10 protein-coding genes and 1 riboswitch are annotated in these 14,000 nt (G+C 43.0%); of the genes, 2 read left to right on the top strand and 8 right to left on the bottom strand.

Annotation, left to right across the window (positions count from 1 at the left end; genetic code table 11):
* Positions 1–20 precede the first annotated feature (20 nt).
* The 4 genes from uca to NI462_RS08055 all read right to left on the bottom strand — a co-directional run bounded on the left by uca (position 21) and on the right by NI462_RS08055 (position 6,300).
* Entirely contained in the window at positions 21–3,641 is a 3,621-nt protein-coding gene (gene uca / locus NI462_RS08070) for an urea carboxylase (RefSeq protein WP_253159969.1), read from the bottom strand.
* A 4-nt stretch (positions 3,642–3,645) separates the two neighbouring features.
* Complete coding sequence (locus NI462_RS08065; protein WP_253159967.1) at positions 3,646–4,308, bottom strand: urea amidolyase associated protein UAAP2; 663 nt, start codon at positions 4,306–4,308, stop codon at positions 3,646–3,648.
* Positions 4,309–4,319: 11 nt separating this feature from the next.
* The gene (locus NI462_RS08060; protein WP_253159965.1) at positions 4,320–5,057 is read right to left on the bottom strand and encodes an urea amidolyase associated protein UAAP1; all 738 of its coding nucleotides are present in this window, start codon (positions 5,055–5,057) and stop codon (positions 4,320–4,322) included.
* A 30-nt stretch (positions 5,058–5,087) separates the two neighbouring features.
* Positions 5,088–5,202: riboswitch (guanidine-I (ykkC/yxkD leader) on the bottom strand.
* A gap of 204 nt (positions 5,203–5,406) precedes the next feature.
* The gene (locus tag NI462_RS08055) at positions 5,407–6,300 is read right to left on the bottom strand and encodes a LysR family transcriptional regulator (protein ID WP_004647024.1); all 894 of its coding nucleotides are present in this window, start codon (positions 6,298–6,300) and stop codon (positions 5,407–5,409) included.
* A gap of 292 nt (positions 6,301–6,592) precedes the next feature.
* Here NI462_RS08055 and NI462_RS08050 point away from each other — a divergent pair, with 292 nt between their 5' ends.
* Positions 6,593–7,315 (top strand): HAD family hydrolase, encoded by a 723-nt coding sequence (locus tag NI462_RS08050; RefSeq protein ID WP_253159963.1) that lies wholly within the window; start codon positions 6,593–6,595, stop codon positions 7,313–7,315.
* A 70-nt stretch (positions 7,316–7,385) separates the two neighbouring features.
* Here NI462_RS08050 and NI462_RS08045 read toward each other — a convergent pair whose 3' ends face one another.
* The 4 genes from NI462_RS08045 to NI462_RS08030 all read right to left on the bottom strand — a co-directional run bounded on the left by NI462_RS08045 (position 7,386) and on the right by NI462_RS08030 (position 12,164).
* Entirely contained in the window at positions 7,386–7,736 is a 351-nt protein-coding gene (locus tag NI462_RS08045; protein ID WP_004280391.1) for a hypothetical protein, read from the bottom strand.
* Between the two features lie 260 nt (positions 7,737–7,996).
* On the bottom strand, positions 7,997–9,163 hold the full coding sequence (locus NI462_RS08040; protein ID WP_004647028.1) for a fatty acid desaturase family protein: 1,167 nt from the start codon (positions 9,161–9,163) through the stop codon (positions 7,997–7,999).
* A 42-nt stretch (positions 9,164–9,205) separates the two neighbouring features.
* Positions 9,206–10,228: a flavin reductase family protein gene (locus NI462_RS08035; protein ID WP_253159961.1), complete on the bottom strand. Its 1,023-nt coding sequence runs from the start codon at positions 10,226–10,228 to the stop codon at positions 9,206–9,208.
* Positions 10,229–10,526: 298 nt separating this feature from the next.
* On the bottom strand, positions 10,527–12,164 hold the full coding sequence (locus tag NI462_RS08030) for a long-chain-fatty-acid--CoA ligase (RefSeq protein ID WP_253159959.1): 1,638 nt from the start codon (positions 12,162–12,164) through the stop codon (positions 10,527–10,529).
* A gap of 378 nt (positions 12,165–12,542) precedes the next feature.
* Here NI462_RS08030 and NI462_RS08025 point away from each other — a divergent pair, with 378 nt between their 5' ends.
* Entirely contained in the window at positions 12,543–13,964 is a 1,422-nt protein-coding gene (locus NI462_RS08025; protein ID WP_253159957.1) for an aminotransferase-like domain-containing protein, read from the top strand.
* Positions 13,965–14,000: the final 36 nt, after the last annotated feature.

The following is a 14,000-nucleotide window of genomic DNA, read 5'->3' as shown; positions in this document are numbered from 1 at the left end:
GTCTTTTTATTCCTATCTCATCAAGCCACTGGCGCCAACGTAAACAACACCTGCCCCGTTTTTACCGTCTGCCCTTTTTCAATGGTAATTGCTTCAACCTTCATGCGTTCAGGTGCAATAATCGGAATCTCAATCTTCATTGCTTCAATGACCGCGAGCGTTGCACCTTCTTCCACAATATCGCCCGACTGACATTCAATTTTCCAAATTGAACCCGGCATGTGCGATTCCACTGCACAACCACCTTCAGGCACTTCAACGCCTTCACCATCATCCACCGTATCTAGGCTTTCAGAGACATATTCTGCAAGTCCTGCTTCATGCCAACGACGGCGCTCTGCATCAAAGTTAGCTTGTTGCACCGCTTTAAAGGCACAAATAGATTCTTGGTTTTCAGTTAAGAAGTCATTGTATTCTTTCAGATTCAATACACCTTCTTCAATCCGCAGTTTTAAACGACCTGCTTTAAAGTCTTCACGCATGTGCATCAACTCGGACTCAGACACTTCATAAAACTTAATTTGGTCAAAGAAGCGCAATAACCACGGCATACCTTGTTCAAAGTCGGGGTTTTTACGGTAGCGTGACCACATTTGCGAAGTGCGACCGACAAACTGATAGCCACCCGGACCTTCCATGCCATAAACGCACATATATGCACCGCCGATACCGACAGCATTTTCAGGTGTCCACGTACGTGCAGGGTTATATTTTGTGGTGACCAAACGCTGACGCGGATCAAGTGGCGTTGCTACAGGTGCACCCAAGTACACATCACCCAAGCCCATGACCAAATAACTGGCGTTATAGACCACATCTTTCACAGCTTGTTTGTCTTTTAAGCCATTAATACGACGGATAAATTCGATATTGTCCGGACACCACGGCGCATCAGGTCGTACCGTTTGCATATAACGCTCAGTGGCAAGTTGAGTTTGTGAATCTTCCCACGCAAGCGGTAAATACACGGTACGTGATGGTACTTGCATCTCAGTCACATCAGGCAGTTGCTCCTCTGCGACTTGAAGCATACGCAATAAATCCATCTGATCGAGTTGGGTCGAATCAAAATGAATTTGCAGTGAACGAATGCCCGGTGTCAGGTCAATAATGCCTTGAATATTTTGATCTTTCACCCATTGCATCAGCGCATGAATACGGAAACGTAGGTTTAAATCCAAAACCAACTCGCCATATTCAACCAACATATAGTTATTGCCCGCAGGACGATACACCACATCAGGCGTACCATTTTGACCTTTTAAGGTATCTAAAATGGCAGATTTCAGCGTACTGATTTCAGGATAAAATGCTTCATCAAAAGTCACCGCTTGCGTATCTTGGGCAGTTAATTGTGCATGATATTTTTCGTTCAGCAATTTCGCTTGATGATAGCTGAGAGGTACAAATTTGACTTTATCGCCGGCTTTGAGCTGACCCAATTTCCATAATTCAGAATTGATCACCACCGCAGGACACACGAAACCACCGAGGCTTGGGCCATCTGGACCTAAGATAATTGGCATATCCCCAGTAAAGTCGATGGCACCAATCGCATAAGCATTGTCGTGAATATTGGATGGATGCAGACCCGCTTCGCCACCGTCCTGACGAGCCCATTCTGGTTTTGGACCAATCAAACGGATACCAGTACGGCTGGAGTTGAAGTGAATTTCAAACTCGTTGGCAAAGAAGGTATCAATGTCGTTTTTGGTAAAGAAATCAGGCGCACCATGTGGACCGTACATCACCGCAATTTCCCAAGAATTGGAAAATGTTGGGATTTGATCTTCTATTAAGGCTTTCACGTCATCAGATGTAAATGCCGTGATTGGAAGCATATCGCCAATCAGTAAATTACGCCCCGCATGACCGCCAAACTGACCCAAGGTAAAAGTCGCTTGTGAGCCTAAATATTCAGGCACATTCAGACCACCTTTAATCCCGATATAAGTACGGCAACCTGTGGCGATCTTGCCACATTTCAGCGTCTGACCTTTACGCACATTCACAGTTTGCCACATCGGGACAGACACACCATCCAACGTCGATGGCATATCACCACCTGCCAAGACAATTTGGCTATCGCAATGGAATTTTAAACTTGGTCCTTGGAGTGTACATTCTAGCCCTGCGGTATTCGGTGCATTGCCCAACAATTGGTTCGCCACATTTAAAGACAGTGGATCAATCGCACCGGATGGTGGCACACCGACATCCCAATAGCCCAAACGACCTGTGACATCTTGCACAGCGGTTTGAATACCCGCTTGTAACACTTCAATTTTTTGGGTTTTCCACTCGAATGTATTCAAAAAGCGTGTAGTTTGCGTGCCTGCTTTAAATACATCGCAGTCGATAATGTTTTGTAGATATTCAAGATTGGTTTCAATGCCGGCAACTTGGGTTTCAGCCAATGTTTCGGTCATGGCTTGAATTGCTGATTCACGATCATCTGCTGTGACAATGATTTTGGCAATCATCGGGTCATAGAATGATGAGACATTTGAACCTGTTTCTACCCAAGTTTCATTACGCGCATTGGCATCAAATTCAACGTGAGTCAAAAGTCCAGCACTTGGTTGGAAGTTTTTTATTGGGTCTTCAGCATAAAGACGCACTTGAATCGAATGACCTTGAGACTCAAGTGTTGATGTAGGTGCAACCCAATCGCTACTGCCTAAAGTCACCATCCATTCCACTAGATCGACACCAAAGACTTGCTCGGTTACACCATGCTCTACTTGTAGACGGGTATTCACTTCCAAGAAATAGAATTCTTGGGTGTCGGTATCCATCACAAATTCAACCGTACCTGCCGAACGGTAATTCACCGATTGCATTAATTGAATCGCAACATTTTGGATGTAGGCACGTTGTTCATCGTTTAAGTGTGGTGCAGGCGTTTCCTCAATGACTTTTTGGTTACGACGTTGCACCGAACAATCACGCTCGCCCAGTGCTAGAACTAAACCGTTGCCATCACCAAAGATTTGCACTTCGATATGACGAGCATTTTGTACGAATTTTTCTAAGTAAAGGCCTGCATCTTTAAAGTTGGCTTGCGCTAAATAAGACACGGTTGCATAAGCTTCTTTCAGCTCCTCCGCATTCCACACCAAACGCATGCCGATACCACCACCGCCTGCGGTACTTTTCAGCATTACAGGATAGCCAATACGTTCCGCTTCAAGCAGTGCTTCGGCTTCGTCTGCCAACAACTGACTGCCCGGAAGTAATGGTACATTGGCTTGAATTGCTAATTCACGTGCAGTATGTTTGAGACCAAAAGCTTTCATTTGCTCGGCATTTGGCCCTAAGAACACAATGCCTTGCGCTTCACACAGATTACAGAATTCGGCATTTTCAGACAGGAAACCATAGCCCGGATGAATCGCTTGCGCACCGGTATATTTGGCCACTTCTAAGATCTTATCGACATTCAAATAGCTTTGGCTCGCAGGTGCATCGCCAATAAAGACCGCTTCATCGGCTAAAGTCACATGTAAAGAATCACGATCCGCTTCTGAATACACCGCAACCGATTGAATGCCTAATTTTTTAAGGGTACGAATGACACGACACGCAATTGCACCACGGTTGGCGATGAGAACTTTATTAAACCCATATTTTAAAGTCATAGTCTTATACCTCGCCTTCACGGACAATCAGTTGAATTTTTGTTGGGTTATAGGCATTACATGGGTTATTCAGTTGTGGGCAGTTTGAGATCAACACAATCAAATCCATCTCAGCTTTAATTTCCACATATTTGCCCGGTGCAGAAATCCCATCATCAAATTTCAGGTGACCATCTGAAGTTACAGGTACATTCATAAAAAAATTAATATTTGGACCGATATGGCGCACATTCAGACCATGCTTTTTCGCAATCGGATGTTGTGACAATGCAATCATGAAATTGTTACGGCAACTGTGCATTGGATATTTATCATGCGCATAACGAACCGTGTTACTTTCACATGAACATGCACCGCCTAAAGTATCGTGGCGACCGCAATTGTCATCGTTTATAGTGGCGATTTTATTGCCAAAGTTGGTATATAAAGTCGTACCTTTTTCTAGATAAATTTGACGGTTCATCGCCAAAGTATCGGTTGCGCTATAACGCTCTTCAGGGTTATGTGCGGAAATAAACAAAGTATCCACCGCCTGGTTGCCTTCAAGGTCAACGATACGGAAGTACTGGCCTTTTTTGACTTCGCACATCCACGCTTCGCCGGCAGGACATACTTCGCTCAGTACTGATTTTTCATGATTTTGTGTTGGGTTTACGAGTGCAGTCATGATCATTCCCCTTAAGCAGTTAAAGCGTAGTAGCGATTATTATTTTGGAACGCGCGCTGATTTTGCGGGCATGAGTCACGGCAGACATCGGTCTGTTGTAGCGGAAGAGCTTTAAACAGTGATAGTTGAATATCGGCTGGTGCATATTCAGTCGAATTGTCTAAAGCATGTGGTGCGCTGGATAAAAACACCAAACAACCCATTTCAAAGCGCAGTTCAATTACCTGATCAGTATTGTCAGATGCGACATAAGCTAGATTGCCATTGTCATCTGGTTGAACTTTTGAGAATAAATTGAGCGTATTGCTAAGATCAGTCGCGGATAAACCAAATTTAGTCATCTCAAGTAATAAGCTGTCTTTAGCATTGCGGTACATGTCATTACGGGCATCTTGGAAGGTTTTCATGCCAAACTGTGCTTCAATTTGCGGTGCGGTACTTGGTGCACAAAAAGCATCGTTCCAACCGTGATCATCTTTCACAATTGAAACCATCGCGCGTCCAAGATCAGACGCTAAAATATGCCCTGTGCTTAAAAATGCTGTGTGTTGACCTTTGAGGCTATCAGGCATGTTATAGGCTTCAAGCTTGTCTTCGCTATTCACACAAAACAGTGAAACATTGGCATTTGTGCCCAAGGATTTAAGTTGTAATACTGCGCCACGTTGAATGCGCGCAGACCAGTGATGGCCACCCGGTAAAAGTTCAGTCCACAGTGCGGAATCTTCGTGATAAGTAGTTGTGCTCATAACAGCCTCTGCATCTAACTTGTACGGTTTACCTCCCGGGCTTTTATCCCTCCGTGTAGCTTGAGTGTGACACTTAAGCCGTGAACTCTCGGTCTCAGACGCAGTCGTTTAAAAAATAACTGCCGGAACCCTAGATCACTTTGTCTATGACAGAGTTAATGCAAAGGCTGTGCCAAATTGGTAATACTATTTTTTGGTTTGGTAATACTTTTTTGAGCTGAGGTTGATCATTTCAGGTGCAAGGCTCTGAAAAAGGCATCAAGATGTATCAAAATAAAAAATCCCGGCTTGAACCGGGAGTTTTAAAATCTAGAGATGAAGATTGAATCAAGCCTTCCATGCTGCAAGCTTATTTACTTAAAATCTCATGCAGCATATTACGTAGCCATTGATGGCTGGTTTTATGATGACAGGACATATGCCAATACTGCTTTACAGAATAGGTCGGGAACGCAATCGGTGCCTCAAAAATCTTGAGATTGCCACGTGATAATAAAACTTCACTCAAATAATAAGGCACGGTCGCAATCGCATCGGTTTCCTGTACCACCAGTCCTACCCCCAGATAACTTGGCAAACGCATGAGAATGTCACGCTTAAGTTCCAGGTTCAGCAATTCATTTTCAATATGGTAATGCCCCATCCCGGCATCAATATCGATATGGGTTTCACGCAGATACTCTTCGGTCGTGATGCTGTCACCCGTTAGTCGCGGATGGTCTTTCGCCGCGATCACCACATAATACTGTTCAAACAGTTTCTGCTGATAAAAGCCATTCTCCAGATTGGGCAAGAAGCCCAAAGCCAGATCAATCTCACCATTGGCCATCTGATAACTGGTTTCCGAGGTAATCGGACGCACATTCAGACGGATATGGGACGCATGCTGCTTCAGATACTGTGAAATTTTTGGCAACAGTACCAGATGCGATACATCAGTCATTGCCAGTGTAAAGCGCTGCTGTGAAGTGACCTGATCAAAATTGATAGTAAAGTTATTAATGGCTTCAACTTTGCTCAGTGCTTCACTGACCAAGGGAAAGAGCTGTTTGGACAGGTCTGTCGGCAGCATTTCATTACCAATACGTAAAAATAAAGGATCACCATAATGCTGGCGAATTTTATTCAGCAGATTGCTCACCGCTGGCTGGCTCATATCTAAATGATCGGCTGCCTGAGATACGTTTTTAAATTTATAGACATAATAAAAAATACTGAGCAATTTACAGTCAAGTTCAAACACAGAAATACATTTCCTTTAACTTTCTCATCATTCGGACAGGTCTTTCATCCGCATAAGTCTATTGAGGGTCAGATTAAAATATAACACTTCGCCACTATTTTCAGGATTAAACTCGCTGTAATTTTCCGAAAAAAATACTTTTGCCAGATGAATAAATCCATTAAAAAGTACCTCAACAAGTACCTCAACGCAAAATTTCCAGCCCGGTTTGCTCAGGTCAGTTAAACATTTAAATCGTATGCGATATACTCAGCCACACCCAATAAATGGTAAAAATACAGAGAAATCTTATATGTTTCAGGATAAAAAGCTGGTCTGTTTTGATCTGGATGGTACGTTGATTGATTCTGTAGGCATCTGGAATCAGGTCGATGCAGCCCTGATTGATGAGCTCTCCAACAGAAAAGTCGATTTACATGAGATTCAGCAACAGCGCGATCTTCAACTTACCGCCTTGAGACATAGACCAGATCCTTATCTGGAATATTGTGGATTTTTAAAAGAACAATACGGTTTTGAACCAACTAAAGAAGAAGTAAAAAATCGTCGTTATAAAATTTCCCGACATTTTCTGGATGATATCGTCGAGTTAAAACCTCAGGCAGACCTCCTGATTCAGGCTTTAAAACAGCAACAGATATCACTGGCTTTGACCACCACCACCAGTTTATTCAATGTACAGCGCTATCAGGATAACAATCGAAATATTAACTCTAAAATCAGCTTTGATGAGGACTTTTCCTTGATTCTCACCCGTGAAAATGTCCAGAACATTAAACCTCATCCCGAAGTTTATCTGAATGTTTTGCAAGCCTTTAACCTTCGACCTGAGGAATGTCTAATTATTGAAGACTCTCTAGTCGGTGTAGAAGCAGCAAATCATGCGGGCATCGAGGTAGTGGGAATTTATGACCAGCACTCCGCTCATGAAATAGATTTGATCAAAGCCAAAGCAAATTATTATGTCGAAAATTTTGCTGAATTATTAAGTTCATTCAATAACAACATCCACTAAAAAAAGATGCCATGAAGCATCCTTGTTCATGACATCTTGAATACTATTTGTGGCTTAAAAATCTTGCTGACTATTTGGCTTTTTTATAGATTGAGCCTGAACCAACCAGATTTCCGGTTTTCTCATCGATTGCAAAATCGACCATACCTGCACCTGCGTTCAACTGAAGCATGCCATTTTCGTTCACTGCAGCGGGCATTGGATTCTTTTTCTCGGTTTTACCGGTTTCCTTATCTTTGATCGTATTGGTAATCAGATAATTTTCACCATTTTTTGAAATAACCAGAATATTTTCAAGTTTTGGATTTTCCACGGTGTTTTTCCAGTTGCCCTGATAATCTGGTGCGGGTGCTTCAGTGGTGTTACAAGCAGTTAAAAGTACTAATAATGGAATTGCTGAAAAATATTTAAGATGTTTCAAAACTGAGACCTTAAGTGTAACGACGCGGCCATTATAGAGAGAAGCCCTTAGGGCTGAAGCAGGTTGTTGTAGGCAAAGCGTTTCAGCAGTACTGGATCTGTTTTGCTTTCGTCATTTTTTGAAATCTGTATCCATATTTTATTCATAAACAGGAGGATTTTAATGATATTGAATCTGATAAAGGTCAAAAAAAAATTCCTCAATAGACCATCCAAATCTATTGAGGAGTACCAAAATGGTGAATAAGTAAAGCTTAAAAATTATGACAATAGTTTCGCTTTAAAGTAGTTGAATACAGATTTGGCAGCATGGGTTTTTTCAACCACCTGCTCAGTCCAGTGATTCGGTAGAGAACATTTAGCCAGACCTACCCACACTGTAGAAAACTGTTTCATGAAGCTGGCTTCGTTATAGTGAATACCATATTCTGCACAGAGCGCTTTGATTTTTGGCGCAACCTGCGCATAGCGATTGGCGGGCATGTCCGGGAATAGATGATGCTCAATCTGATGACTCAAATTACCACTCAAGATATGTAGCCAAGTTGTTCCACTAAAATTGCTCGAACCGCGAATCTGGCGTAAATACCACTCGGCACGGGTTTCATTGTCGGTATTGTCCATTTCAAAGGTTTCAGCATCTTCAGTGAAATGACCGTTAAAAATGACGGCAGAAGCCCATAGACTGCGAATCACATTGGCCACCGCATTTCCGGTAAATACCGGAATGGCATTTGGCCCGGCAATGATCGGGAAAAATACATAATCTTTTAACACCTGACGGCGCATTTTTTGGCGCAAAGGTGCTGCTTCTTCCCAGACTTCTTTCCAGGTCTTTGTTTTATAAGCAATCACATCTTCCAGATGCAGGCGTTGCAAGCCAACATACCATTCGAAAAATACCATTAACTGAATGCCCAGTGGAATATTAAACAGAAAGCGTGGTTCCCACTTTTGCGATTCACTGACCCGAATCAGACCATAACCGACATCATGATCCATTCCGACGATATTGGTATAGGTATGATGAATATAGTTGTGCGTATATTTCCAGTCATCGCCGGTTGAAATCGTATCCCAATCATAGGTCGCACCGTTCAGACTCGGATCGTTCATCCAGTCGAACTGGCCATGCATGACATTGTGACCGAGTTCCATATTTTCCACGATTTTGGAAAGACCGAGCAGACCTGTCCCCGCCAGCCATACCGGTGGCAACCAACCGGCAAACATCAGCATGCCACGTGAGGCAATTTCGCTATAGCGGACAAAGTTGCGGATTTTATAAATATATTCGGCGTCTTTTTCCCCCAGATCATCCATGACCTCGCGGCGGATCGCATCGACTTTGGCACCGAATTCCTCAATCTGTTCAGGACTAAGAAATTGGCTTTTGCTATGTCGTTTAAAATCAATTTGCATATTCATGGGAGCACCTTCTTATAGTTTAATTAATGGCTTATCAATAGTTTATAAATTAATCACCACAGGACTCACTGCCTGAGAAATGCACAGTTTGATCTGGGTATTATTACCATGATCAATTTCACCGGTCAGGACATTTCGTACCGAACCACTGACCTTGGTACAGGAACAGGTGTTGCAGATGCCCATCCGGCAGCCATGCGCTGGTCGCAAGCCCGACTTTTCGGCACTTTCCAGTAAATTGGACTGCGCCTGAAACTCTTGCTGCGATCTTAAAAACTGTACCGGCTGTGCTTTAATTTTTTCATCGACCACAACCTGGAAATATTCCGAATGAAAATTGGATTTCAATTCCAGTTTATCAACGATGCGAAGTGAGGCCTTCATCATCCCGGCGGAGCCACAAGCATAAATTTTTCGTTCTGCAAAGTCTGGCACCAGCTTTTGCAATAAGCTCTGGGTCAGATGCTGCTGGTGTTCCACAGTATTGAAATGGTGATATTTCAAGTTTGGATGCATAAGAGCCAATGTTTTCAGTTCAGCATGAAAGGCATCATCTCGAGTGAAATAAATCAGGTCGATCTGTTCCAGAGATTGAATGACTGCTTTTTGCAGCAAGGAGTAAATGGCCGTAATCCCACTGCCTGAAGCCAGGAATAAAATCGGCTGCGTGGATTTTTGCAATGTGAACTCGCCTTGCGGCTGAGATATTTCGACCACCGCACCAATTTGCATCAGGCTTAGGGCACGTGACACTTTGCCCTGCTGTTTAACCGCAATGATCAGATCGCCATTTTTCAATACAGTGACCACAGAATAATGTCGCTGATGACGTACGCCATCAAGTCTGACAGTCACTGCAATATTCTGGCCGGCCTGAAATGACTTGGCTTTAAAATTATGATTTGGACGTAAGTGAATCTTGAAAAAGTCAGGGCTGATGGCTTGAATGCCCATAACGGCAGCCTTAACTTTTTTGATTGCCCAGGTTGGATGGATTTTTTCACCAATAAAATCAATGAAATCTTCCCGGATCCAATGCGGCTGATAGGTTGGCATGCTTGTCATTTTTATCCCCTTATCCGCAGACAGTTTCATTAATGTACAACTGTCTAATTATTATATTGCTCAGGATAAAGAATTCTCACATTCAGACCATGTCAATACAGGTCAAATTATGTGCCTAAGCCATATAATATGACTTTTTGTCGGACAATATCGTCTAAAAGTAGCGATCAAGGCGATATGGATTGAGAAAAAGCATTTTTAAACAGACAACGCTGCTTAGCCTGTACATAAAAAAACTGACCTCTATTCGAGATCAGTTTTTTGACTTCATATTGGGATTTTCAGATTAAATGGCGCGTTAACCTACTGCCTGCTCCAAAAGTATTGCCCCATATAATTCACGCAGATCCTTTTTCAGCATTTTACCAGTACCACTGAGTGGAATCGCATCAACAAATACGACTCGGTCTGGAATCTGCCATTTGGCTACCTTGTCCGCATAATATTCCAGCAGATCAGTTTCACTCAGCTGGCTGTCCGGCTTTTTAATGGCAATCAATACCGGGCGCTCATCCCATTTAGGATGCTGGGCGGCAATCACGGCAGCCATCGCAATTTCCGGATGTCCCATGGCAATATTTTCCAGCTCCACCGATGAAATCCATTCTCCGCCAGACTTGATTAGATCTTTAGAACGATCACTGAGTTTCATAAAGCCATCCTGATCCAGCGTAGCAATATCGCCGGTATCAAACCAGCCATCATCAGTCAGTGCAGACTCTTCCTTGCCGAAATAATGGCTGATGACCCAATGCCCTTTGACCTGTAAATTTCCTGTGGTCTGTCCATCACGTTCAATTTCATGCGTCCCTTTTTCTGCATCAGTCAAACGTAGGTCAACCCCGAATGGCGGACGGCCTTGGGACAGCCGAATCTGTAATTTTTCTTCATCAGAGAGATGCAAATGTTTGGTCTTGAGCTGATTCGCTGTACCCAATGGACTAATTTCCGTCATGCCCCAAGCATGGATCGTTTCACAATTAAACTGTTCTTTGAACGCTCTTAGCATGGCCGGTGGACATGCAGATCCACCCACTACATTCCGTTTTAGGCTTTCCAGTTTGGAACCTAACTGATTTGCGGCTGCAATCAAACCTTGCCAGATGGTCGGTACGCCAAGTGCTACCGAAACCTGATAAGTATCAATCAGGTTAACCAGACTGGTGCCATCCAGACCCGGTCCAGGAAGAACCAAAGTGCATCCCACCATCGCAGCGGCATACGGTGTGCCCCACGCATTCACATGGAACATCGGCACCACAGGCAACATAATGTCGGCAGCCGAGACATTTAAGGAATCAGGTAAAATGATGGCATAGCTATGTAATACCGTAGAGCGATGGCTAAACAGCACACCTTTGGGATTGCCCGTGGTTCCTGATGTATAACACAGAGAGCTTGCCGAGTTTTCATCAAGTGTTGGCCACTCAAAATCTGCATTTTGGCCGGCAATCAGATCATCATAAAATTGTACTTCTGGTATCGCTTCTGTAACTGCCGGATCAGCTGCATCCAGACAGATAAAATGCTCGACTGAGCTCAACAGCGCTTTCACGGCTTTAATTAAAGGGACAAATGTTTTATCGAACAGCACCACGCGATCCGCAGCATCATTCATAATAAAAATCAGCTGTTCCGGAAATAAGCGCGGGTTAATGGTATGACAGACCAGGCCACTCCCAGAAATGGCATACCAGGACTCTAAATGGCGATGATTATTCCAGGCAATAGTCGCGACCCGATCTCCCTGCGCTAAGCCGAGTTGTTGTAATGCATTGGCAAAACGTTTCGAGTTTTGGTGAATTTCTCCCCAATTGGTCACTGTAATACTGGTATCGGTATTTTTGGAAATTACCTCGGTATCGGCATGATAGCGTCCTGCATGTTCAATCATGCTGCTGATCAGTAAAGGCTGAAACATCATATTTCCGAGCATTCTCCACTCCTTTGTGCTTGTTATTGGTCCGTATTTGCGTATCGTTGTTATAGTTGCATGATGGCTCGGTCTGAAACCGTAACTTACTTTTTATCATCATGTGGATTGAATTTAGCAAGGAAATCTAACTTTGTAAGTATCGAATTGTGACAAATTAAGCCAAGTGACTGAGGCGTATAAAAATGGGAATATGATTTATGTAGAGATAAAATTTCCACAGAAAATTTGAGACCTGATTTTCACTTTAATTGTCTTGCATCAAGACTCAAGCTTAAAAATAGAATGTCAATAATCCTATTCCTCCCTTTTGTTATATTAAGCATCCTAAAATATGCTATAAATCAAAATAATTAGAACAGTTTTAGTTCAAGAAAGTGTATGTATAAGTCTGAAAAACTGGCACAGAATATCCGTCAGATGATTGAAAACGGTGTATGGAAGGCACATGAAAAATTACCTTCACTTCGCGAACAGACCCAATTATCTGGTTATAGCCTGATGACGGTACTCAATGCTTATCAGGAACTTGAAGCACAAGGGCTGGTCTATGCCAAAGACAAATCAGGCTATTACGTTGCAGAACACACTCAAGCGCTGCTCAATAACAAACAGTCCGTCCAGATTGGTTTAAATCCTAAAATTCAAATCAATTCGGTGGTATTTAATTATTTAAAATCGACTCAGTCAGCCGAGATTGTGCCTTTTGGTTCTGCCTTTCCCAATGCAGAGCTGTTATATAACGCTAAATTTATGCAGATTCTGGCGCAGCAGGCCAAAAGAAAAAGCAGTTATAACAATCAGAACCATATGCCGCCTGGTAATCAGGACTTGCGGCAACTGATTGCCAACCGTTATCAATTGCAAGGGATTACCTGCAATCCAGATGACATTGTCATTACATCCGGCGCACTAGAAGCACTGAATCTGTCTTTACAGGCCTTAACCCAACCCGGTGATTTTATTCTGCTACAGCAAACCATATTTTATGGTGCCTGGCAGGCAGCCGAGCGTCTGGGATTACAGGTGATTACGATTCAGGAACATCCACAGTTTGGCTTTGATCTGGAATCATTTGAACAGGCTTTAAAACAGTATCCGATCAAGGTGTGCTGGCTGATGCTGAATGCCCATAATCCGATTGGCTTTACCGTCAGTTCTGAAATCAAACAAAGAATTGCGGAACTCTTGTATGAATATCAGGTGTATTTAATCGAAGATGATGTTTATCAGGAATTAAATTATGGTGCAGCCAAGCCGTTACCCGTTAAATATTTTGATCAACATCAGATGGTTTTGCACTGCGCCTCATTTTCGAAAACGCTGGGGATGGGTGCACGCGTCGGTTGGGTGTATGCCGGCCCATTTTCCGATGCCATTCAGCACTTACAGCTCATGAGCACTTTAACGGTCAGCCCCTTACTGCAAAATGCACTGGTCGAGTTTATTTCACATCATCATTATGAAAAACATTTGCGGCATTTAAGGCAGCATCTGGAAAAATATAAAAAGAAATTTTATCAGGAACTCAAAGCACGTTTGGGAAGCATCTGTGAAATTTATTATTATTCCAGTGGTTATTTTCTCTGGATTGAATTACCTAAAGAAGTTGATGCCCAGCAGCTCTATGAACAATTGCTTCAACAACATATTTCAGTTGCCCCTGCACTGCTATTTAAGCCTGAGCCTACCAGCCAACATTATATTCGGCTGAATTGTTCGTTTGAATGGACAGCCAATATTGAAAATGCAGTCAATCTGCTGGCAGAAACCATTCTTCAAAATAGCAAAAGCGCGGATTAATTCATCCACGCTTCTGTTACAGATCAGACTCTCTCA

The sequence above is a fragment of the Acinetobacter lwoffii genome (assembly GCF_024129715.1).
Taxonomy (GTDB): Bacteria; Pseudomonadota; Gammaproteobacteria; order Pseudomonadales; family Moraxellaceae; genus Acinetobacter; species Acinetobacter lwoffii_U.
The sequence above is the reverse complement of the archived record's forward strand: the minus strand, read 5'-3'. Positions and strand labels throughout refer to the sequence as shown.